24 protein-coding genes are annotated in these 21,247 nt (G+C 40.1%); 7 read left to right on the top strand and 17 right to left on the bottom strand.

Annotation, left to right across the window (positions count from 1 at the left end; genetic code table 11):
- Window positions 1-82: 82 nt before the first annotated feature.
- Window positions 83-256 carry a 50S ribosomal protein L32 gene (gene rpmF, locus Q7P97_RS06255; protein ID WP_085428555.1) on the bottom strand — a complete coding sequence of 58 codons (174 nt, stop codon included), beginning with the start codon at window positions 254-256 and terminating at the stop codon, window positions 83-85.
- A 24-nt stretch (window positions 257-280) separates the two neighbouring features.
- Entirely contained in the window at window positions 281-811 is a 531-nt protein-coding gene (locus tag Q7P97_RS06250) for a YceD family protein (protein ID WP_303968035.1), read from the bottom strand.
- A gap of 126 nt (window positions 812-937) precedes the next feature.
- Between Q7P97_RS06250 and Q7P97_RS06245 the strand changes: the two genes are divergently transcribed.
- A complete protein-coding gene (locus tag Q7P97_RS06245; protein ID WP_303968032.1) occupies window positions 938-2,116 on the top strand; it encodes a nucleotidyltransferase in 1,179 nt (392 codons plus the stop codon).
- 4 nt (window positions 2,117-2,120) lie between these two features.
- Here the strand turns inward: Q7P97_RS06245 and Q7P97_RS06240 are convergent, their stop codons facing one another.
- The gene (locus tag Q7P97_RS06240; protein ID WP_303968029.1) at window positions 2,121-3,167 is read right to left on the bottom strand and encodes a SepM family pheromone-processing serine protease; all 1,047 of its coding nucleotides are present in this window, start codon (window positions 3,165-3,167) and stop codon (window positions 2,121-2,123) included.
- A 128-nt stretch (window positions 3,168-3,295) separates the two neighbouring features.
- Here Q7P97_RS06240 and Q7P97_RS06235 point away from each other — a divergent pair, with 128 nt between their 5' ends.
- Complete coding sequence (locus Q7P97_RS06235) at window positions 3,296-4,177, top strand: hypothetical protein (protein WP_303968027.1); 882 nt, start codon at window positions 3,296-3,298, stop codon at window positions 4,175-4,177.
- A gap of 87 nt (window positions 4,178-4,264) precedes the next feature.
- Here the strand turns inward: Q7P97_RS06235 and coaD are convergent, their stop codons facing one another.
- Genes coaD through Q7P97_RS06220 form a run of 3 tightly spaced genes read right to left on the bottom strand, consistent with a single transcriptional unit; the run spans window position 4,265 to window position 6,745 of the window.
- Window positions 4,265-4,747, bottom strand: a complete 483-nt coding sequence (coaD, locus tag Q7P97_RS06230; protein ID WP_303968024.1) for a pantetheine-phosphate adenylyltransferase — start codon at window positions 4,745-4,747, stop codon at window positions 4,265-4,267.
- Window positions 4,748-4,751: 4 nt separating this feature from the next.
- Window positions 4,752-5,306 (bottom strand): 16S rRNA (guanine(966)-N(2))-methyltransferase RsmD, encoded by a 555-nt coding sequence (rsmD, locus tag Q7P97_RS06225; protein WP_303968021.1) that lies wholly within the window; start codon window positions 5,304-5,306, stop codon window positions 4,752-4,754.
- Complete coding sequence (locus Q7P97_RS06220; protein WP_303968019.1) at window positions 5,303-6,745, bottom strand: hypothetical protein; 1,443 nt, start codon at window positions 6,743-6,745, stop codon at window positions 5,303-5,305. Before Q7P97_RS06220 ends, rsmD begins: the two co-directional genes overlap by 4 nt.
- A 71-nt stretch (window positions 6,746-6,816) precedes the next feature.
- Here Q7P97_RS06220 and Q7P97_RS06215 point away from each other — a divergent pair, with 71 nt between their 5' ends.
- On the top strand, window positions 6,817-7,212 hold the full coding sequence (locus tag Q7P97_RS06215) for a DUF7147 family protein (RefSeq protein WP_085428547.1): 396 nt from the start codon (window positions 6,817-6,819) through the stop codon (window positions 7,210-7,212).
- A gap of 15 nt (window positions 7,213-7,227) precedes the next feature.
- Here Q7P97_RS06215 and Q7P97_RS06210 read toward each other — a convergent pair whose 3' ends face one another.
- The gene (locus tag Q7P97_RS06210) at window positions 7,228-7,500 is read right to left on the bottom strand and encodes a YlbG family protein (protein WP_085428546.1); all 273 of its coding nucleotides are present in this window, start codon (window positions 7,498-7,500) and stop codon (window positions 7,228-7,230) included.
- A gap of 281 nt (window positions 7,501-7,781) precedes the next feature.
- Here Q7P97_RS06210 and Q7P97_RS06205 point away from each other — a divergent pair, with 281 nt between their 5' ends.
- A complete protein-coding gene (locus Q7P97_RS06205) occupies window positions 7,782-8,651 on the top strand; it encodes a glycerophosphodiester phosphodiesterase (protein WP_303968016.1) in 870 nt (289 codons plus the stop codon).
- 159 nt (window positions 8,652-8,810) lie between these two features.
- Here the strand turns inward: Q7P97_RS06205 and Q7P97_RS06200 are convergent, their stop codons facing one another.
- Window positions 8,811-9,251, bottom strand: coding sequence for a YlbF/YmcA family competence regulator (locus Q7P97_RS06200; RefSeq protein WP_303968152.1), 441 nt, complete (start codon window positions 9,249-9,251; stop codon window positions 8,811-8,813).
- 77 nt (window positions 9,252-9,328) lie between these two features.
- Complete coding sequence (locus Q7P97_RS06195; RefSeq protein WP_303968012.1) at window positions 9,329-10,735, bottom strand: Mur ligase family protein; 1,407 nt, start codon at window positions 10,733-10,735, stop codon at window positions 9,329-9,331.
- Between the two features lie 111 nt (window positions 10,736-10,846).
- On the opposite strand from Q7P97_RS06195, the gene Q7P97_RS06190 reads away from it, so the two are divergent.
- Window positions 10,847-11,578 (top strand): amino acid kinase family protein, encoded by a 732-nt coding sequence (locus tag Q7P97_RS06190; protein WP_303968009.1) that lies wholly within the window; start codon window positions 10,847-10,849, stop codon window positions 11,576-11,578.
- Here Q7P97_RS06190 and Q7P97_RS06185 read toward each other — a convergent pair.
- Window positions 11,575-12,591 carry a CAP domain-containing protein gene (locus Q7P97_RS06185; protein ID WP_303968007.1) on the bottom strand — a complete coding sequence of 339 codons (1,017 nt, stop codon included), beginning with the start codon at window positions 12,589-12,591 and terminating at the stop codon, window positions 11,575-11,577. The two genes, Q7P97_RS06190 and Q7P97_RS06185, sit on opposite strands and share 4 nt — an antisense overlap.
- A 311-nt stretch (window positions 12,592-12,902) precedes the next feature.
- On the opposite strand from Q7P97_RS06185, the gene Q7P97_RS06180 reads away from it, so the two are divergent.
- Window positions 12,903-13,262 carry a YugN family protein gene (locus tag Q7P97_RS06180; RefSeq protein WP_029052401.1) on the top strand — a complete coding sequence of 120 codons (360 nt, stop codon included), beginning with the start codon at window positions 12,903-12,905 and terminating at the stop codon, window positions 13,260-13,262.
- A 103-nt stretch (window positions 13,263-13,365) separates the two neighbouring features.
- Entirely contained in the window at window positions 13,366-14,421 is a 1,056-nt protein-coding gene (gene ytvI, locus Q7P97_RS06175; protein WP_303967999.1) for a sporulation integral membrane protein YtvI, read from the top strand.
- 122 nt (window positions 14,422-14,543) lie between these two features.
- Here ytvI and Q7P97_RS06170 read toward each other — a convergent pair whose 3' ends face one another.
- The 7 genes from Q7P97_RS06170 to cyoE all read right to left on the bottom strand — a co-directional run bounded on the left by Q7P97_RS06170 (window position 14,544) and on the right by cyoE (window position 21,148).
- A complete protein-coding gene (locus Q7P97_RS06170; RefSeq protein WP_303967996.1) occupies window positions 14,544-15,005 on the bottom strand; it encodes a DUF420 domain-containing protein in 462 nt (153 codons plus the stop codon).
- Between the two features lie 25 nt (window positions 15,006-15,030).
- On the bottom strand, window positions 15,031-15,954 hold the full coding sequence (gene ctaG, locus Q7P97_RS06165; protein WP_303967993.1) for a cytochrome c oxidase assembly factor CtaG: 924 nt from the start codon (window positions 15,952-15,954) through the stop codon (window positions 15,031-15,033).
- A gap of 222 nt (window positions 15,955-16,176) precedes the next feature.
- The gene (locus tag Q7P97_RS06160) at window positions 16,177-16,524 is read right to left on the bottom strand and encodes a cytochrome C oxidase subunit IV family protein (protein ID WP_085428536.1); all 348 of its coding nucleotides are present in this window, start codon (window positions 16,522-16,524) and stop codon (window positions 16,177-16,179) included.
- Window positions 16,524-17,150, bottom strand: a complete 627-nt coding sequence (locus Q7P97_RS06155) for a cytochrome (ubi)quinol oxidase subunit III (RefSeq protein ID WP_303967989.1) — start codon at window positions 17,148-17,150, stop codon at window positions 16,524-16,526. The genes Q7P97_RS06160 and Q7P97_RS06155 overlap by 1 nt, the downstream gene beginning before the upstream one ends.
- Window positions 17,150-19,027 (bottom strand): cytochrome c oxidase subunit I, encoded by a 1,878-nt coding sequence (locus tag Q7P97_RS06150; protein ID WP_303967986.1) that lies wholly within the window; start codon window positions 19,025-19,027, stop codon window positions 17,150-17,152. The genes Q7P97_RS06155 and Q7P97_RS06150 overlap by 1 nt, the downstream gene beginning before the upstream one ends.
- Window positions 19,028-19,060: 33 nt before the next feature.
- Window positions 19,061-20,128, bottom strand: coding sequence for a cytochrome c oxidase subunit II (gene coxB, locus Q7P97_RS06145; protein ID WP_303967983.1), 1,068 nt, complete (start codon window positions 20,126-20,128; stop codon window positions 19,061-19,063).
- 102 nt (window positions 20,129-20,230) lie between these two features.
- Complete coding sequence (cyoE, locus tag Q7P97_RS06140) at window positions 20,231-21,148, bottom strand: heme o synthase (RefSeq protein WP_303967981.1); 918 nt, start codon at window positions 21,146-21,148, stop codon at window positions 20,231-20,233.
- Window positions 21,149-21,247 lie beyond the last annotated feature (99 nt).

Raw genomic sequence — 21,247 nt, 5'->3', positions numbered from 1 at the left:
TACCATTTTTGTGTAAAACAAAAAAGACTACCTTGAGCCATGGTCTCAAGGTAGTCTTCTATTTCGTTGTGCAGAATCTAAATTATTCGCCTACAACGTCTTTTCCTTTGTAGTGTCCGCATGATTTGCAAACGTGGTGTGCCAACTTCATTTCTCCACAGTTGCTACAAGTAGTCATACCTGGCGCTTCAATTTTGTAATGAGTTCGACGCATATTTTTCTTCGTTTTAGAAGTTCTTCTCTTTGGTACTGCCATTGGGGGGCACCTCCTTATAAGGGTTTACTCTTTATCGGTTTCAAAAAAATTAGCCAATCCTGCTAAGCGAGGATCCACTTTTTCTCCTGCTTCTTGTCGTTGCGCTTCCAATTCTTCATCGGTTGTATAGGACCAACCTTTGCCTTCAACCTGCTGCATTTCATCTGCGTTATCACAGAATACTTGCATCGGGATCTCTAGCAAAATGAGTTCTTCCAATACAGGAATAAAATCAATTATTTCTCCTTCAACCGGATGAATTTCATCATCCATCTGAAGTGTCTCATCGTCCCAGCTGAATTGCTCAAACGATTCGATAGAGAAAGGATAATCGACGTCTTCCCACGTACGTGCACAAGGCAAAGTCATTGAACCTTCTAACTTAAGCCGGCATGTTAACTTTTTCTCACCAATTGTACATGTTCCACTTACTCGAACAGGCTGAATTGCCCTAATTTCTTGATTCCGATTTTTCACAGAATCTAAATTTACTGCTTCGTCAAACAGTAGCGGACCTTGCCTATGTTTCCGTAATTGATGAATGGACCATTTCATGTCTATCACCTCAAGACAACAATGTTGATTATAGTATTTAAAATATGGGATGTCAAGATATTTTCTTGTCACCCTAATAAGTTTAACGTTATAATTCATTATACGCAAGTACAGAGGAGGATTTCATTGATAGCTACTGGTATTGTCGTCGAATATAATCCCTTCCATAACGGTCATTTATTCCATCTGAATGAAGCAAAAAGGCTAACGAACGCGAATGTAATCATCGCTGTGATGAGTGGGCATTTCCTTCAACGTGGTGAACCCGCGATTGTCGATAAATGGACACGGACGCGAATGGCTCTCGCTGGTGGGGCTGATCTCGTCATCGAGTTACCCTATGCTTTTTCTACAGCACATGCCCCAAAATTCGCAAAAGGTTCCGTACAAATCCTTGACGCCCTTCAATGCAAATACATTTGCTTCGGCAGTGAAGAAGGGAGTATCGCACCGTTTACGAATAGTTTAGACACAATAGACACAAATAAAGAACTTTATGAAAAAACAATAATGTCTTCCGTGCAAGAAGGTATTAGTTATCCAAACGCATTGCGGATTGCATATGAAGAAATTTCACACAACACTGATGAACCCTTAGCTGACTTGTCAGAACCAAATAACATTTTAGGTTTTCATTATATGCAGTCTGCAAGAGAAATCAGGTCGGATATACTGCCTGTCACGATCGCAAGAAAAGGTACACATTTTCACGATGAAGCTTTACCTGAGAACTCTATTGCTAGTGCTACAGGAATACGCAAAGAGCTGTTTGCAACCGATACGGAGCACGTGCAAACATTCATGCCACCAGCTTCCTTTAACCTTCTCAAACAACAGCCACATCAGAGTTGGAATCATCTCTACCCATTTCTTCGGTACACGATTCTTCGGGAAGGACCTGAACAATTAGCTCTCATTGCAGATATCACGGAAGGCATCGAGTTTTCTTTTTGGCGCGCCGCAAAAGAAAATTCTACATTCCAACAGTTCATGCAGGCCGTCAAATCAAAACGCTATACGTGGACACGTATACAACGCATGCTAGTGCACATATTGACAGGTTATCGTAAAACGACACGCGCACAAATTTGTAGCCCGTCTTATTTAAGACTTCTCGGCATATCGGAAAATGGGAGAAGTTATTTACGGTCTGTAAAAAAAGAATTGCCGTTGCCACTCGTAAGCCGCGCTGGTTCTCACAAAGATCCATCACTATTGATGGATATCAAAAGTACAGATATTTATATGTGCGGTATACAAGGTGAACCAGGACTCGATTTTAAAACTCCGCCCATTTTACTGTGAGTGATTACTTTTCATCCAGCTTTTCCAGATAACTCAGTGCATCATCAATCGTTTTTACGGGTACGACTTTCATTTTCGTACCGATTTTATCCGCAGTTGCTTTCGCTTCTTCATAGTTTGAGCGAAGCTGCGGGTTTTTCTTTTTCACTTCATCCGGTAATTCGTCGTCAGGCGCGAAAAATATTTCGATATCTTGACGATCGGCAGCCATAACTTTAAAATCAATTCCACCGATTCTTCCTACTGAACCATCTTCGAGCATCTCACCGGTTCCTGCGATATTATAGCCTTTTGTCAAATCGACATCCACTAAACGATTCATCAATTCCAGCGTAAACATCAAGCCCGCTGAAGGCCCACCAATGTCTTCTGTGCGTATGTCGACCTTTGGCTCTGTTTCTAGTTTGATCTGTTCTTCAAACTCTATACCAAGCCCTGCACGACCATTTGAATCAGGTAATTCTTTTAATTCTATTGGAACATCCAGTTCCTGTTTCCCTCGTTTCACTCGCAATTGTACCTTCTGACCTTCAGGCTTATCACCAATCTCTTGCATAAATTCTTTTGCTGAAGCAAGCTCTTGCAGATCGATTGATTGAATGAGGTCCCCAACTTCTAACTTACCTGCAGAAGCCCCTGCAGGTAATACGCCTGCCACAAAAACACCGGTAAACTTCCGATTGATTGGCAAACCTGCCTTGTCAAATGCGACGGATATGGCATGTGTTTTGGAATCATTCATCAGTTTCTTCTGACGCACTCCGTACTCTTCGTCACTTTCACCGTGCCTTCTCACTTGGGTAGCTGGTAGTAGTTTCATTTTATCGGAAAACTTTGACCACGCATAAGTCATGGGGGTCGCTTTGCCGATTGCAATCGTCATCAAACTAAATGTTCCTACATCATCTGTATCTCCACCTACTACTTCTACAAGCGGCGCTAAATCGTACGCTCCACCTGGCCGAGAAATATACATATCTAACGGATAAAGTGCTATAACAGCTACTACTATCAGGATTACTGCCGCTATTCCCCATTTCCGCATTTTCATAAAAGTTCACCTCCATTAATAGCCTGTACGAATACTACATATATATTACGGTAGATTTTATTGTATTTCAAAAATAAGGAAGGAGTGCGACAGATGCTTATTAAATTACGATTCTGCCGTATCGAACAATGAGTAACGTACTCGTCATCTGGGCACTGATTATTTTATTTATTTTGCAACCAGATGTCGCACATGAAGGAGCCGTCACTGGTGCCCAATTGTTCACTACTGCGTTACTTCCCTATTTGCTACCTTATATTATTTTAACGCAGTGGTTATTGAAAATGCCTAGCAAACGCGTCACCGGTCAATGGAGTCGATACATAAAAGCTTATGTGCTTGGTTCGTTTGGTGGCTTTCCTGTAGGTGCCGTGACTGTTAGTGAAATGAAGAAGAACGGTGAGATTTCTGCAGCTGAAAGTAGTTTGCTCGTTGCCTCCTGCCATGCACCAGGCCCCATGTTTATTATTGGCTTTGTTGGTAACGAATTATTCGGCAACACGACAAGTGGCTGGAAGTTGTTGATCGCCATTCATTTAGCTAATATCATATTTTTCATATTGGCGATGTCAATTATAGGCAGGCGGTATCAAGAGAACATTGTACCAATTGTTCCTAAACAACATAGCACGTCTCCTTTACTTCGCTCTATCAAGGACAGTTCCTCTGTTATTTTATTGGTGGCAACAACAGTTATTTTCTTCTCTTCACTCAGCAACGTGCTTTCGCATTCCATTTCTTCTGTATTTATGGTTGATATGGGCGTGACAGAGACTTTATTGCTCGCTGTGTTCGAAATGACTTCCGGTGTCCAGTCTGCTACAGAGCATTTTGCCGGGGATGCAATATATCCGATGCTCATTGCAGCGATTCTCTCGATCAACGGCCTGAGCATCCATATGCAAGTCATGACGATCGCCAAAGCGGCAGGCATACGAATATTCCCTTATATCATCGCAAGGGTCTGGAACACGCTGCTCGTGCCTATATTGTTCATTTGGATTTATTGAGGTGGAAAAGTATTCATTGCTGCACTAAATTCTACACAAAAAAGGATGCCTATAATAGACATCCTTTTTTATACTCTAAATACACTCTTATTTCACAAACTTTTCCTTTAGTGCTGCATTGACATGTGGTGGGACGAGCGAAGAGACATCTCCACCATATCGCGCGACTTCTTTGACGATGCTTGAGCTAAGGAATGAATACTGGCTCTTTGTCATAACGAAGAACGTTTCAATGCTTTCATCCAACACTCGGTTCATCGATGTGATTTGCATCTCATACTCAAAATCCGAAATCGCACGCAAGCCACGAACGATGACGGATGCGTTAATTTCCTGTGCATAATCAATCAATAATCCCGAAGATGTGTCAATCTTGACATTGTCATATTTCGACGTCACTTCTTGAATAAGTGCTATACGCTCTTCTACCGTGAATAACGGCTTTTTAGAAGAGTTATTCATTACCGCTACATGAACTTCCCCAAATGTTTTTGCTGCTCTTTCTATGATATCTAAATGTCCATTCGTTACCGGGTCAAAACTTCCTGGTACGATTGCGATTTGTGTCATGCTGTCAGCCTCTTTTCTCGTAAATCGTAATAGCAGTGTTTCCGTAGTTGGCAGAACTGATTTGAATATATGTATCGTACTGTTCGGGCAAATCTATATGTTTATCGTGTTCACAAATAATTGTTGCATCTTCCGCCACTAGTCCTTGTGCTATTACGTCTTTAATAACATCATAGTATTCTACCGTTGCATAGGGAGGATCTACAAACAGTAGATCTATAACCACTTCTTTTTGCTTAAGAATTGTCGCAGCTTGTCGGGCATCTTTTTTCTCAATCTGCAAAGCCCCCTCCATACGGCACTTCTCTGCATTCGCTTTAATTATAGCGCATGCTTTAGGGTTCTTTTCAAACACAATGGCTTTTTCCATCCCTCGTGATAGCGCCTCAATGGCAATGGAGCCACTGCCGCCAAACAATTCGACAACAGTGCCTCCATCGAAATATGGGCCAATCTTGTTAAATATGGATTCCTTTACTTTGTCTGATGTCGGTCTAGTGGACGTACCTGGTAGAGACTTTAAAGGTGTTCCTTTTCTCGAACCGGAAATGACTCTCACTCATTTTCCATCTCCTTTATCAACTTTTCAATTTGTTCGATCGTTATGGTTTCATCGGACTTATCAATTAACACTAAAAAGATACGTCGTAACCAATTTTCATCAAAGTACATTTTTTTATTAATTGTAGTATAAGGCTTTTCTTTATAATCATATTTGCGATTATTCATGACGTAAAATGGCTCTACTTTAGAAAAACGATAGGTTCGGCTTGGACCATCGATATAAATCGACTGTTCGTTTGAACGAATAGTATAGCCCATCTTCGATAATAACTCTTCTGCCGGATAAAAACTTTTCCCATTCTGCACAACTACTTTGACTTCAGGAACTTCTTCTCCATCGAGCATCACCAGACGTGGATCCAGTAATAGGAATGGATAGTTATATCGTTCCTCTTTCATTGTTTTTTGGAAATACTGCGTATCGAATGCCAGTATTTTTGACAATGATTGATCTAAATCGGAAGACGAAATTTGTTTCCCTATTTTCTCATAGATGTTTTGACGGAATGATTGATACTGCTCTTCAGAAATCGAATCTTTCAAACGAAGAAATGCTCCTTGTTCCGCTTTCGTTCCCACTGGCTCGTCTCCAAGTATAGAAGCAAGCATACTATTCATAGATGGCTCGTCCGTTGGTAACACGAAACGTGACTGCACACTCATTCTAGCTACTTGTTTCATCACTTGAGACATATTGCTGGTTTTCTCCACAATAAATCGCTCAGCATACAGTGGTTGATTACGTGGAGCTAACACTACATTCACATGGTTTCCACCGACACTTTCAAGCATTTTCACTAAACGATCATTGTGTTTTTTGTCAATACCTTCACCGAACAGAGTCAGCTTGTTTGAGGAGTATGCCAGTGGAACGTCCTCAGGCTGCCAATACAACTCATTAACAAATCCTACTCCGCGGTATAATCGATACGTTATACGCTCTTTATCGGCCTTTCCTACACGTTCAAGACCTGTTACCCACATACCACCAATATTTTGTTCATCTGTCATATGAAGAACAGTCGTCAATGGTTTGGCATCCTTCAATAATACAAATGGCTTTTTAAATAACTTTCTACTAGTCAGCGGCTGTTTTTTGGGCATTTTATACATAATGGACTGCTGATCACGTTCTCCCTCTTCAAACGCTACACTAGAATCATTCAGACGGGCACACGACGAAGAATCCTCCACTTCACAACCTCGCTCGACACTTCCTTCTGGCCAAATAATTTCGTGTCTGCTTTCGGATAAGTTATAAAAGTGATGACGGATATACAATCCATCTGCTCGATTAACGACTTCGATTTCCTGACGATACGTTCCTGAATTCGCGCCTTCTCCATCTGCATTTGCTGACTGGCTGTAGTGTAAATAAACGAGTCCACCGTTTACTGCCGCCAAAAGAAATAAAATCCTGACAATAGCTTTCAACGTACAACACCTCATCACATGGTATGATGGATACGAACCATTACTAATCGCCTGAAAGGAAGCGCTTGATTATGATCCAACAACGTTTTATCGAACTAGGAGAAGGCTATAGTGACATCTATGAATTGCTTGAATTAATGTCCACAAACTCCCATCGAATTCATAAATCTTATATTTTTTCATCTAAACACAACTCGAATGAACAGTTGTCATTCGCTGTTTCTTTTTCCCCTGCTACCGAGAACAACCACTTTATGCCGATCTATATTTGCAGGGAAGGAATTCGTTATTCTGCAGACAAGCCATCTAAACGCTATGACATGTTTGTTGAACATGCAGAATCACTGAATAAAAAACCCGTTAGAGTAGAAATAAAGCATTCATCTCAATTTGCTGAGAAGGAGCTATTTTATCAGTATATCACCGGGATCTTACGCTTAAACCACTTGTTGCCGCCGCTAAATTAACAAAGCGGCAACAAGTTACAAACCTGTTTTATAATCGTATTCTTTTGCTTTGTCTGGCTTTGCATTTTCATATACTGTGCTGACAAAGGGACGCTGCGAGGGCAATACTTTCCGTACAGCCGATAAACGCTCCAACTTAGTGATTGTTGTTTCCACGTCTTCCATATCACAGTAAAGCACAACGTATTTCATTCGTTTTGAAATATAATGAACATGCCCAAATTTGCGCAATGATTTTGCTTGTTTTAAATGATGGAGATAGACAATTATTCCTTGTCGATCAATCATGATTCTCCCCCTCTTTCTTACTCCATACAATACCATAGGTGAGAAAAGTCCTGCAACCTTGCATATGAAATGTTTGAATAAAGCTATGTGCTCTCGGACCGAACCTCAATCTTTGTTTGCACACCTTCTCTTAGATAGGTTACACTTAATAAGACATTTATTTGAATCCTCTCTGTCTATTTTATACATGATGAGGATTACAAATATTTTATATTCGGCTGCAACACAAACTTCTGCTATACAAAAAGAGAAGATATACTATTTATTGAGGAGGTTCTAAATTGGGAAGAAAAACAAATGTTGCAATAACTGTGGGGGCAGCGAGTGTAGCTGCATGGGCTGCTTCAAAAGTAATAGCAAAACAAGAACCTCGTGCTGAAAAGAAAGCGCTTCTTTTTTCAGAAGTAGCTGTTTTGACTGACCCACAAATGTGCCAAGATACAGAAGTTGATCCACTTTCCGCTTATACGAAAGCAGCAGATTTAGGTGTTCATGGATTCGCGATAGATGTACAGCTGACAAAAGATGAAGAAATTCTTTTAGTGCCAAGTCAGGAAGTTATACTTTCCGACGAAATCTCCGACTATACACTACAAGAAATCCAAAGTGAATTTAGCAGTTCCGATGAACTTGATACTTTGCACGGTGGTTTATCTGTCGTGTCGCTTCGCGAACTGTTGAAGAAATTCCCTCAACTATTGCTGGTCATCTCTATGAGTGATTCACCTACTACGTATGAAGGTAGTTTAATTCCTTCCAAGTTGTGGCGTTTACTAAAAGAAATGGATGCTACTGAACGGGTTGTCGTAACAAGTCTATACGATGAACAAATTGATCGGTTTAATCTATATGCACAGAATTCCGTTGCGTTAGGTGCCGGAAGTGAGGAAATCAAAAAGGCGTACGTCGCATATTCAAGCAAGTTCGGTCATTTGTATCGTCCGAACGCAGACCTTTTCTGCTTGCCCGAAAAACTTGGCGTGTTCCCACTGGCTTCAGAAGGTTTCATTCACTTTTTACAAGACCTGAATATCACTGTGTTTTTTGAGATGAATGAAACAAATGAACTTTCGAAGCTAGTTAAATTGAATATAGACGGCTGTATTACAAGTCAACCCAAACAATTGCTAACTTTTTTTAACGAGAACTAAGCCCTGCTGGTTTTTGCAGGGTTTTATTTATGGATATAGTGATTGGATATGGCACCGTGGATCGATATTTTCAGCCGACCCGTAACATATACAACAAATATAAATAACCCCTTGCAGATAAATTTCTCTGCAAGGGGTTATTTGTAGTTATAAAGTTCATCATGCTGAACAAGAACAGCTGCCGCCTGAGCCGCATCCGCCGCCACAAGAACTGTTGGAGAATGTTCCGTCTCCTGCAGGTACTTTCACTGCTTCGGAAACCGACCGGCCAATCAGAATGCCTATTTCATCTAACAAATCCTGTACGTCATTTTCAGCTAGACGCAAGGCCGCCACTTCATCTTGTAAATCCAGTTCACGCTTTTGAAGACGTATGCTCTTCATAATTACTTTATAATCTGGATGATAGCGCCCAAAGCGCTGTACATCCTCATATTGTTCTTTCATTTTAGTGAAATCCATGATCTGCTTTCGTAGATCAGCGTTTGAATATACACGGTCGTGTGCGTCTTGATAGGTTTTCACCACTTCAGAACGCAGCAGCATATCGGAAAGATCTTCCGCCATATCGATGACTCGCATCCACTCATCTGTCATCATTACCAATTGCCGCACCTCCTATCACAACCATCATATCAAAAAACGGGTTGCTCGACTATTCATTAAGATTTTTATTTTTACGTATTTCGGCTAATAAATGATTTTTTTACTTCTTCCATATCGCAAAAGTGAGTAGTTTGATTTCCTATTTGCTGAATCTGTTCATGTCCTTTACCTGCAATGAGTACAATTTCTCCTGGTTGCGCTTGGCTGATAGCATATTGAATTGCAAGATGACGATCAACCAAAATATCAATCGGCGTTGAAAAACCTGCCATGCCTGTCAATATGTCTATGATAATTTGTGATGGATCCTCTTTCCTTGGATTATCCGACGTTAAAATTACATGGGAACTATAGTGAGCAGCTACTGCACCCATTTGCGGGCGTTTCTCACGGTCTCTTTCACCTCCACACCCAAATACAGTGATTAACCGTCTAGAGCGATCTGACAACGCCTGCAGAACGGCTTGCAATGCATCCGGTGTATGTGCATAGTCCACATATACTTCGACTCCCGCTTCTTCGTATTTCTCTAGACGTCCAGTAGGTAAACGTAAATCGCTCAAATGTGGTCTAATGGCCCGTAAAGAATAACCTAGAGCCATAACTGCACATATAGCTGCCCTAGCATTCATTTCATTATGTTGACCTTGATTTGGAAATAGTGGTGCTTGCTGTTGCCTTCCATTGATATGTTGACTACTGAAATAAATAGGTGTTTCAGACATTCCCCCGCCTATTGCGCGACAAATTTCGTCGTCTTCATTTATCACAAGCTGATCAGCCAGTGAGGTCAATAACTTCTTCGCCTCTATATACGGCTGTCTCCCCCCATGTTCTGCATAATGATCCATTCCGATATTCAAGAAAACACCTACGGTTAACGGACAATGCGCTAAGCGGTTAGTTGATAATCCAATCGAAGAAGCCTCAAGGACGATATGCGTCACTTGCTGATTAATACATCTACGTAAAATCGGATGAAATTGTTCCGCTGGCATCGTTGTCATCGAGTCTTGAATCGTCTCCATTAACTTCCCGTCAATATAAAGTCCTGTCGTTCCTATAACAGCTGTTTTATGCCCAAGTTTATTTAACAATTGCCCTATAAAGTGACTGACAGTCGTTTTACCATTCGTTCCTGTAACGCCAATGATTTGTAGTACTTCAGCCGGATCACCTGAAAGTTTTGCACTTCCATATGATATAAATAGCGAACTATCAGGCACAAGAACTACCGTAATATTAGATGGTATATGCGTAAGATCTATGTTCGTTCGATCGATTACGAGTGTCTTTGCTCCATTACATATTGCTTCTTCAATAAATGACGTTCCATCTGCCAGAACCCCTTTCTTTGCAACAAATACATACTTCTCCTTTACCCTCTTTGATGATTCCGTGATTCCATTGATATTTAACCGTATGGATCCTTGTAAAATAGTGCATGGCCAATCTTTTAGTAATTCAGATAAAAGCAAGGTATCCCGCCCCTTCCCGAACATTTTATTCGTCAGAGAATATAATGAAACGAAGCATAAAGTATTCTATGAAAGGCGTAAGAAGAATGTCACGAAGAAAGTTGGGATTCTATGATTATCCAGAAGTTTGGCGGGATTGCCATGCAGAATCAACAACAACGGGCAAAGTGTATTCAGCATATTCGACAGGCTTTGTCGAAGCATCGTGCTGTCATCGTTGTAGTATCTGCAATGGGTAGAGGAGGCGACGCCTATTCCACAGACGATTTACTTACTCTTACGGACTCCTTCTCGAAATCCGGCGAAGCCAGAGATTTGGCGGCTGCATGCGGGGAATTGATTGCTTCGGCAGTCTTATCTGCAGAATTATCTACTGAAGGTATAAACAACACGATAATCTATGGACAAAATACAGGCATTCGCACATCAGGCGAATTCTGCAATGCAACGATTGACAAAATAAACAGCACACATATCGTCAATACACTACAAAAGCACTCATGCATCATCGTCCCTGGATTTCAAGGGATGAATATACAGGGGCAATTTATGACTCTTGGCAGAGGTGGCAGTGATCTGACTGCGATCGCATTAGCCTCTGCATTACAAGCCAGTCATGTAGAGTTTTATAAAGATGTACCAGGCGTTATGTCAGCAGATCCTCACAAAACGTCTGACTATAAGCGGTTTGACAAACTCCTATTTGATGAGTTCCTTCCGTTATTAAAATGTGATCGACCTGTCATTCAAGAGAAAGCAGCCATTTATGCACAACAAAAAGCGATGCCTCTTCATATACGAGGCATCGGCTCAAATGAGGAAGGTACATGGATTCTTCCTTAGTCTTCTTCTATTGATTGTTCAGTTTCAATTTGCGCTATGAATGCCTGTGTATAGTATTTATTATAAACACCTATGCCAGTATCAGTGAAGTCAGGATTTAATAAGACATCTCGGTGTTTTTGAGAATTCAACCAACCGTGCACAGTTTCAATCGCATCGATATAATTGAACGCTATGTTTTCCCCAGCTTTGCTAGGGGTTAGTCCGACCGATTTTAAACGCTCAGTATATACTTGAACAGGCTCTTCCTCATGGGAACTATATTTACGAAATATCATTTCCTGGCTATGCTTTCTTGAAAGTATAGCCAGCTTATCGTTATAAGATAAAAGTGGCAGTTCATGTTCTTGACGCAACTGATTAGTCAATTCAAACGTCTGTCGTTCCATAGCACGATCTACCTCAGTCTGTACGGTTGACGAAGGCTTAGGTGCTTCCATCATTTCCCCTAAGTACGTCATATCATAAGGCTGATGCTTCACCAAAGTACTTGGGCTAATAAAGCGAACCCCTTCAATCCCACCATCTATCTGATCAATATATAATTGCACGAATAAATTTTCATATGGGATCAGTATACGATTTTTTATATCTTCACTATTTAATGAAAATGTATAAATATTCTCTTGAATCTTTACATCAATCTCAGATTCGATGGGTGTAAATCGATGAATTTCTTGTACATTTTGACCGATTTTAAAAGGAACAATATCTGACGTACTATCAGCAGTATAAATCTGATTCACTTTCCCTTTTAAAACTCCCGCCATGAAGCGCGGTTCTTCCGTATAGATCCACCACTCATATTGAAAACTTGAAGGTTCAATCCTAGATGGTTCTCCATATTGTTCTTCCATCTTCTCAACTTTCTGTCCAACAAGTACTGACATACCTTCTGTTGGCCGCGGCATTCCTTCCCCGCCTATTGACGGACCTTTTTCAGGAACGGCTATTGGCGAACCGTGCTGCACGGGTGATTCCAGCAGCTCGTTCTCACTCACTTTATCACTCATGAAATAAAAGACTCCCATTACGATAAAAAGTAAAAGAAGAATCTTCCATCCTACTCTCCACATGTAATCTCCCTTTCCACACGTATCTGTTGTTACTCTGTTAGTTTAGCGTATTGTAAAAATCATGGTGTGATGAATATTTAATTTAAAATGCAACTTTCCTTCATTGTACAGAAGACACTCGCTCTAGTCACTTATATAAGTCAGAAAGAAAGCGTTGACACAATGTTGTCATTGCAAGTAAAATCGATTTGTTTTATGATATAATAGTATACGTATTCGTCAGGATGAACATAGAGGGGGATATACTGATGTATGTTGAAAATATTGGTCTTAAAGGCCTTGTAGCAGATTTACGCGTAATGGAAGAAATTATGAATAAGAATAATCTTGAGATTGATGGACAATGGGATTATGAGCGTGTAACTTTTGACAAAAAGTATATTGTCAAAGAAGGTACATATTACTTGCGAGTTTTTGGTGAACTAGTTGAAGGCGATATAGATGGTAGAAAAGCTACAGTTCGTCTAAAACAACCAGTTTTAGGAAAGCACTACTATCCACACGGTGTGGAGTATGGCGAAGAAGAAAACTTCCCAGCTAGCCTAGTTAAGGACTGCGAACTCACGCTAAAGAAAGTATATGATGAGTTAAAGCAATATAGTTTGTAATGATACGAAAAGCCGAAGAGCTAAATGTTCTTCGGCTTTTTCTACTATTACTCCACTAATTTGGTTATAATAAAAACAGTATCTATGTGGAGGACGATCACTTTTGAAATTGCTGACAAAACGAAATATCATGATTGTGTTAAGTATTATCGTATTATTAGTTATCATATTCTTTGTTTTACCCGTCTCTATCCCTATCATTTTAGCGTTGTTGACCGCTCTATTTTTAGATCCCCTCGTTAAATGGGTAGAAATGCGATTTAAATGGAAGCGTAAAGTTTCTGTTATTGTGAATTTTATTGTATTTGTTGGAATCAGTGTTTTTCTACTTTACTATACGGTTACTACACTCATCGGTAAAATAGTTTATTTCACAAAAGAAATTCCAAATTATTTAAATTCCCTTTCAAGTGTATGGATTAACACTCAAAGCAAATTATTTCAGTACACCGTTGGAATGCCGGAAGATATACTGGCGATGCTGGAAAATGAATTTAATGAAATCATTGAATCGATACGTATTTCAATTATTACGCTTTTGAGCTATGATCGGATTTTGGCTTTGATTTCTGATATCCCTAATTTCCTCGTTAGTTTTATCGTGTTTATGATTGCCCTATTCTTATTCATGTTGGAATTACCTAACTTGAAAAAGACTTTCTATTTCCACTTAACAGAGGCTACTGCAGAAAAGGTCCACTATATGATGAACAGATTACGTTATGTCATATTAGGCTTCGTCAAAGCACAATTGCTCGTTAGTGTAATCATTCTAGTCGTTTCCTTTATCGGCTTGTTGCTAATTATCCCCAAATACGCAGTGGTTATGGCGTTAGTTATTTGGATTGTTGATATCATTCCAATACTCGGTTCCATTATTATTCTCGCTCCTTGGTCGATCTATCAATATGTCTCAGGCGATATTGCAATGGGTACAAAATTGGCGATATTAGCTGTCATTCTCTTAGTCATCAGACGAACAATCGAACCGAAAGTAATGGGTTCACAAATCGGATTGTCTCCATTACCTACTTTGATTGCGATGTTTATCGGTTTAAAGCTAATTGGATTTCTTGGCTTCTTCATTGGACCAATGCTCGTCATTCTATTCAATACAGCAAGAGAAGCAGGTATGATCAAACTGAATTTCAAAATTTAATGTCAAAAAGGGATATCTCGATTGAGATATCCCTTTTGTTTTATATAGCTATAATGTTCTTAGGTAAAAGGCTGATGTTACACACATGTATACAGGTGATTCGACTTCAATCATAAATTTTACTAAAAGCCGAGAATTGCTTTAAACATCGAAGTAGTTTCTCCGCCTGTATAGAAGACATAGAGCAACAAGTACACAGCGACTCCTGTAATGGCTGTGAAAAACCAGATGATACTTGTAACAGGACCGATTTTACGATGACGTGCAAGATTGTTCTTTAAACCTGCATTGATCGTAATAACGCCGAAGACGGCCCCTGTCGTTGCTAATACAATGTGGAATATTAAAAACACTGTGTAATAAATTTTCAACTCATCCGGTCCACCAAAAGCAGTATTACCTATAAATATTGTTCTAGAGATATAAATAATAAAGAATAGAACTGCTGATACAGCGGCTGCAATCATCGTTTTCTTATGCGCTTCTATCTTCCTTTGTCGTACTAAATTCCAACCAACCGCAACCAAAACAGCAGATAAGATGATAAAAAATGTGCTGATCGTCGGTAATAGTGGTAGTCCCATCCTACACTAACTCCTTTTTGCTCAATCAGCCATGCATAGTCAAATTCTGGCGTTTGAGTAAATCTTGTCTAGTAATTTCTTCCGCATTATCTCTTTCATACTGTGACCAACTTAAGAAAATGCGACCGATAACAACTACATAAACGAGTTCCTGAATCACTTTCATCAGGATACCGCCTAATTGCTGATCGTATAACGTAGGCATATTTGTGAACAGCTCAGGTCCTGAGATGCCAAGGCCTGATAGTCCAGCTAGAGTTCCACTTGGCACACATAAAGCCATCGCTTGTAGCCACGCTTCACCACTGCTGTATGTTTCGTAAACGGGCACGTCGACAAAGATGATCAACGAACAGGCAGGTGTAATGAGCAAAGCACTCAATATTACATAACCGATTTTTTTCAAACCGTGTAATTGTGGCTGCCCTTTTACCGTATTGACTACTGGCCACCAGAGACAAATAGCAGAGAAGAAAAGTGTGATGGTGAAAATAGTGTGTAATGGCAAACTTAACTTCACTTGGTCTAATATGAGTGGATAGTGATACATCGAGAACATAAATGTAAATACTAACAAACTAATGAGCGGTTTAGTCAATAGCATGAATACTTTTCTGAAAATCGTGAAGGATAGAAGCTTTTCCCATATCCAGTTCGGTATACCGATAATGAAGAACGGTGCAACGATTAAAAGCAATATAGCCATTTGAGCCATGTGGACAGAAAATAAAATATGACCAATTAAATCCATAGGAGAGCCTTTGACAACATAGAGCAACACCATGGACGATAAAAAATAAACAGCTTGGTGTTTCTTTAACGGTTGTGACCCCTCGAAACGATCACGCCATTTAACGGTTATGAGATAATATAAAACGATTCCAAGTGCAATGGCTATTAAGAAATAAGGACTCCACAAAGCCCTAAAACCAAAAATACTTAACGGCAAAACAATCACTCTCCTTTTATAATCAATTCGCTGAATCTACTCTGTGCGTAGTGCTGAGTTACTCGCAACATACTCACCATCACAGCAAAAAGTTGACGAAGTTCTTTCCTACGCCTATTATACGAGCTTATAAACGATAACTCAATGTACGAACTTTGACAATTTCATCTAAAAACGAATAAAAAAGAGCTTATGGAAAAATCCATAAGCTCTTTCTATTGCTTACCACCAAACGATAGTTACAAATGTAAGTGGGATCAAGAATCCTAGCAAAGCACCTGTAAACATAAACATTTGTGGAATGCCATGTCCTTTTTCATTCATATGCATGAAGTAGTAAAGTTGAAGACCAACTTGTACAGCTGCAAAGAGGAATAATGTTGGAATGATAAAGAATTTTGAGAAACCAGCAACGTCATTTAGATGAGCAAACACCATAGAAAACGATACAAGTGTTAAGAAAATCATCAGAGCAAACATCGCAACTTGACTGCGCATTGATTCTTTTGCACGACGTTGAGACAGTGACTGTTCAGCAGGAGATCTTTTAATCATTTGAACTTCTGACATCAACCGACCACTCCCATCAAGTAGACTACAGTAAAGATGAATACCCAAACTACGTCAATGAAGTGCCAGTAAAGTGAAAATGTATAATATTTAGTTGCGTTATACAAGTTCAATCCACGCTTCGAGTTACGGAAGATCAACAATGTGATCCATACTAAACCAACTGCAACGTGGAAGCCGTGTGTTCCTACTAATGTATAGAACGCAGAACTGAACGCACTATTACTGAACGTAAATCCTTCTTGAACGTAATGAGAGAACTCATACACTTCTAACATTAAGAATCCTAGTCCTAATAATGCTGTAATACCTAACCATAGCTGCATTTTTTTGAAGTTAAAACTCTTCAAATGATACATTGCGTATACACTTGTTAGTGACGATGTCAAAAGAAGCATTGTCATAACAAATACTAACGGTAATGTATATAATTCTTGTGTTGTGAAACCAAAGCCACTTGGACCTTTGTTTTTCAAAGCCATATACGTTGCGAACAACGTAGCGAAGAGAATTGTCTCTCCGCCAAGGAATAGCCAGAAACCAACGAATTTATTCTTTGCTTCCATAGTCGCTCTCTCAGGATGAGCGGGCCACGTTTCAGGGGTGAATTTTGTATTCAAATCCATTAGTTACGCCCCCTTTTAATATTTTCTTGATCCTGCAAGATTTGCTCTTTCGTTACATAATAACCAAGATCATCTTTTAATGAACGAGCTGCCATTGCAACGAATGTGAAAGCAAGACCAAAGATCAATACTCCTAATCCCCATGAAGTTTCTTGATGGAACATTGCACCAAATCCAGCAATGAATAATCCAAGAGTCATCAACATTGGGATGATTGAACCGTGCGGCATATGAATGTCCGTAATAGGCTCAGCTGGTGTAATCATTTCCTTACTACCTTCCATCTTCTCAATCCAAAGTGTATCTAAACCACGAACTAATGGAGTTGCTGGGAAGTTATAGAAAGGTGGTGGAGATGGAATCGCCCACTCAAGTGTACGTCCGTCGCCCCAAGGGTCATTTCCAACGCGCTCATTTTTAATAGTTGTCATAATGATGTTGATCACCATTACTGTAAAACCAATTGCCATTAATAGAGCACCGATTGTACTTACTAAGTTCGCAATGTTCCAACCTTGTCCATCCATAAACGTCCAAACGCGACGTGGCATTCCCCAGAAACCTAACCAGTGTTGAATTAGGAATGTCATGTGGAAACCGATAAAGAAGAATACGAAAGTAATTTTACCTAAAAACTCATTCAACATAGTACCGAACATTTTCGGCCACCAGTAGTGAAGGCCTGCAAAAATAGCGAGTACTACCCCACCTACAATTACGTAGTGGAAGTGAGCTACGATGAAATATGAATCGTGTAGCTGATAATCAAGTGGTGCTGCCCCTTGCATAACGCCTGTTACTCCACCCATTACGAATGAAGGAATAAAACCTAAAGCGTAAAGCATTGGAGTCGTAACCTTAATACTACCGCCCCAAATTGTAAGCAACCAGTTAAAGATTTTAACTCCTGTAGGTACAGCAATAGCCATTGTAGCAACCGCAAAGATTGCGTTCGCTGTCGGTCCAAGACCAACTGTAAACATATGGTGAGCCCATACCATAAATCCTAAGAAACCGATTAACACTGTTGCGAATACCATCGCCGTGTAACCGAAAAGACGTTTCCGAGCAAATACAGAGAATATTTCTGAGAAAATACCGAATGCCGGTAAAATCAAGATATATACTTCAGGGTGACCGAATATCCAGAAAATATGCTCCCAGATAATCGTGTTTCCGCCCATTGTATGGTCGAAGAAGTTACCACTAAACATTCGATCGAATGTTAAGAAGAACAATCCAACTGTCAATGGAGGGAATGCGAACAAGATCATTGCAGATGCAACAAATGTTGTCCATGTGAATAGTGGCATACGCATATACGTCATACCTGGCGCACGCATGTTGATGATCGTTACAAGGAAGTTAATCCCTGCCATTAACGTACCACCACCTGCGATTTGTAAACCAATGGCATAGAAGTCTACACCATGTCCTGGCGAGTGAAGTGATAACGATGCATAAGACGTCCATCCAGCATCCGGAACTTCACCAAATAACCAAGAGATGTTAAGGAATAAACCACCAAATGCGAACATCCAAAAACCTAATGAGTTGATGAATGGGAATGCTACGTCACGTGCTCCGATTTGAAGCGGCATGATCGCGTTCATAAAACCAAAGAGAATCGGCATCGCTGCCAAGAAAATCATGGTTGTTCCGTGCATTGTAATTAAGTCATTAAAAAGCCCTGCGCTTACGAGATCGTTGTTTGGGGTTATCAACTGAAGACGAATGATCATCGCTTCAATACCACCTAGAACGAAGAAGAATAATCCCCCAAGGAGATACAGAATTCCGATCTTCTTATGGTCGACTGTTGTCAGCCAATCCCATAGCGTTGCGCCAAAGCCACTTTTTTGAGCAACTGAACTCACTGTGTTACCTCCTATTCAATTTCCGTTTGAAAATTATTTTGCGACTTTTAAGCCCATTAAGTATTCAGCTAATGCATCCAATTCTTCATCAGAAATTTGATCTTTACTGAATGAAGGCATTGTGTTGCCTGGCTTGTATTTCTGTGTATCTCGAATCCACTCTTTTAATTCTTTTTCATCGTGTTTAAGGAATCCTGCAACACGATTGCGATCACCGAATGAAGTCAAGTTAGGTCCTTGTGCACCAGACTCACCTACACCCGAAACTGCGTGACACCCGATACAGCTTTGAGAGAAGACTTCTTCGCCGTCAGCATTTGCAACAACAGGTTTTTCTGCTGATTCCTGCATAGCTGCAACCCAGCTGTCAAATTGATCTCTCGGTAATGTTTTTACTTTAAAGTCCATCAATGCGTGAGAAGGTCCGCATAGCTCAGCACATTTTCCGTAGAAAACGCCATCTTTCAAGCCTTCAGATTCTTTCTCAAATGATAAATAGAACTTATTCACGTTCTCAACGTTCGTGTCTAGCTTACCGCCAACTGACGGAATCCAGAATGAGTGCTTTACGTCTGCTGCAATCAAGTTGAAATAAACTTTTTCATCAGTAGGTACTACTAGTTCCTGAGCCGTAACAATTCCTAGATCAGGATACTCGAACTCCCACCAATACAATTTCGCTGTAACGTCTACTACCAAGTTTTCCGCATTACCATCATCATCAACTGCTCCCATTGCTTGCACATCACCTAATTTATACGTGTAGTGAACAGTAGGAATTGCAAGGATAAGAAGTAATACGATTGGAATGAATGTCCAAATCAGTTCAAGTGTGTGACTTCCTTCTACTTGCTCTGGTATATGATCTTCACCCAACTTGGAACGTCTGAAGCGGAATAATGCAACAGTGTAAATAATTACTACTACAATGATAACCAGTAACATGATGCCTGATGCTAATAGCAACAATTTGAACTGGTCATTAGCGACTTGTCCAGCCGGTTGGAAGGTTGAAATTTCTTCATTACCACAACCTGCCATGAACACAGCAAAAACCGCTAGTAAAGAAAAGAGACGCCACTTTTTGAGTCCTTTAATCATCGCTAACTAATACCTCTCTTTCTAAAAAAATGTTTTTCTACTATGGAGGACTGAATGCCTCTTTATGATGAATTCCTGTTTTAAAGAAAGAATTCCGATACGTTAGATGAATATTGAGAAGATAATCATAGATACAAACAAGATTGTCATGTAATTCAATGAATATACAAACATCCCGGTTGCCCACTTCAAATCCTCTTTGGCTTTAAATCCTTTCAGCGCTAGATAAAGCCACCCGACATTCAACAGTGTTGCAAAAACTATAAACGCAGTACCGAGCTCCGATAATAAGAAAGGCAATGGGAACAGTAGTAGCACCCACATAAGCATGGACTTTTTCGTCCGCTCAAATCCTTTTACTACAGGTAGCATCGGAATGTTAGCTGCCCGATACTCTTCTGTTCTGCGCATAGCCAACGCATAGAAATGCGGTGGTTGCCATATGAACATGATTAAAAACAACGCCCACGCTCCCATTGGCAGTGTAGGATCAACAGCTGCCCATCCGATAAGGGGTGGTATTGCTCCTGAAAGACTTCCTACTACAGTATTGCTTACATGCCTACGTTTAGACCACATGGAATACAAAACAACGTAAGCAAATACACCCAAGATGCCTAGCCAACCAGCCGTAGATGATGCAGAAAATAATAACACTTCTCCGACTAGTAGGAATGTAACGGCTAACGTCATCACAGCGGGAGCTTTAAATCTACCTGTTACTGTCGGTCTCGACTTCGTTCTCGACATGACGGGATCAATATCGCGATCAATCAAGTTATTCATGGCACCTGACGATGCGATAATCAATCCAGTACCTAAAATCGCAAATACCAGTAGATCAAAATTGTGAAGAAAACTTTTACCGGTGAATTGAAATGCCAAAAAAAGACCGGTGAACGTAGTGATCAAATTCGAATTGACAATACCAATTTTGATCAGCGCCAAAAAGTCTTTCCATAAGGTGATTGTCTCTACTTTTGGATCTGCAACTGTCGAAAGCGTTCGACCGTTTGACATAATAACCCTCCTTTCAAAGTTTTCAGCAAAGACCCTATCACCTACTATATCGAAAAACGTCCGTAATTTCTAGAGCATTTCTCAATTTATAGCGGTTTC

The organism is Sporosarcina ureae (genome assembly GCF_029267015.1).
GTDB classification, from domain to species: Bacteria; Bacillota; Bacilli; order Bacillales_A; family Planococcaceae; genus Sporosarcina; species Sporosarcina ureae_D.
Note: the sequence above shows the minus strand (reverse complement) of the source record. Positions and strands in the feature narration are given on the sequence as shown.

What these genes read in the sequence shown, in the direction of transcription:
- rpmF (WP_085428555.1), bottom strand. Translation starts at nt 256, where the DNA reads ATGGCAGTACCAAAGAGAAGAACTTCTAAAACGAAGAAAAATATGCGT.
- Q7P97_RS06250 (WP_303968035.1), bottom strand. Translation starts at nt 811, where the DNA reads ATGAAATGGTCCATTCATCAATTACGGAAACATAGGCAAGGTCCGCTA.
- Q7P97_RS06240 (WP_303968029.1), bottom strand. Translation starts at nt 3,167, where the DNA reads ATGAAAATGCGGAAATGGGGAATAGCGGCAGTAATCCTGATAGTAGTA.
- Q7P97_RS06235 (WP_303968027.1), top strand. Translation starts at nt 3,296, where the DNA reads ATGAGTAACGTACTCGTCATCTGGGCACTGATTATTTTATTTATTTTG.
- coaD (WP_303968024.1), bottom strand. Translation starts at nt 4,747, where the DNA reads ATGACACAAATCGCAATCGTACCAGGAAGTTTTGACCCGGTAACGAAT.
- Q7P97_RS06215 (WP_085428547.1), top strand. Translation starts at nt 6,817, where the DNA reads ATGATCCAACAACGTTTTATCGAACTAGGAGAAGGCTATAGTGACATC.
- Q7P97_RS06210 (WP_085428546.1), bottom strand. Translation starts at nt 7,500, where the DNA reads ATGATTGATCGACAAGGAATAATTGTCTATCTCCATCATTTAAAACAA.
- Q7P97_RS06200 (WP_303968152.1), bottom strand. Translation starts at nt 9,251, where the DNA reads ATGATGACAGATGAGTGGATGCGAGTCATCGATATGGCGGAAGATCTT.
- Q7P97_RS06190 (WP_303968009.1), top strand. Translation starts at nt 10,847, where the DNA reads ATGATTATCCAGAAGTTTGGCGGGATTGCCATGCAGAATCAACAACAA.
- Q7P97_RS06185 (WP_303968007.1), bottom strand. Translation starts at nt 12,591, where the DNA reads ATGAGTGATAAAGTGAGTGAGAACGAGCTGCTGGAATCACCCGTGCAG.
- Q7P97_RS06180 (WP_029052401.1), top strand. Translation starts at nt 12,903, where the DNA reads ATGTATGTTGAAAATATTGGTCTTAAAGGCCTTGTAGCAGATTTACGC.
- Q7P97_RS06170 (WP_303967996.1), bottom strand. Translation starts at nt 15,005, where the DNA reads ATGGGACTACCACTATTACCGACGATCAGCACATTTTTTATCATCTTA.
- Q7P97_RS06160 (WP_085428536.1), bottom strand. Translation starts at nt 16,524, where the DNA reads ATGTCAGAAGTTCAAATGATTAAAAGATCTCCTGCTGAACAGTCACTG.
- Q7P97_RS06155 (WP_303967989.1), bottom strand. Translation starts at nt 17,150, where the DNA reads ATGGATTTGAATACAAAATTCACCCCTGAAACGTGGCCCGCTCATCCT.
- coxB (WP_303967983.1), bottom strand. Translation starts at nt 20,128, where the DNA reads ATGATTAAAGGACTCAAAAAGTGGCGTCTCTTTTCTTTACTAGCGGTT.
- cyoE (WP_303967981.1), bottom strand. Translation starts at nt 21,148, where the DNA reads ATGTCAAACGGTCGAACGCTTTCGACAGTTGCAGATCCAAAAGTAGAG.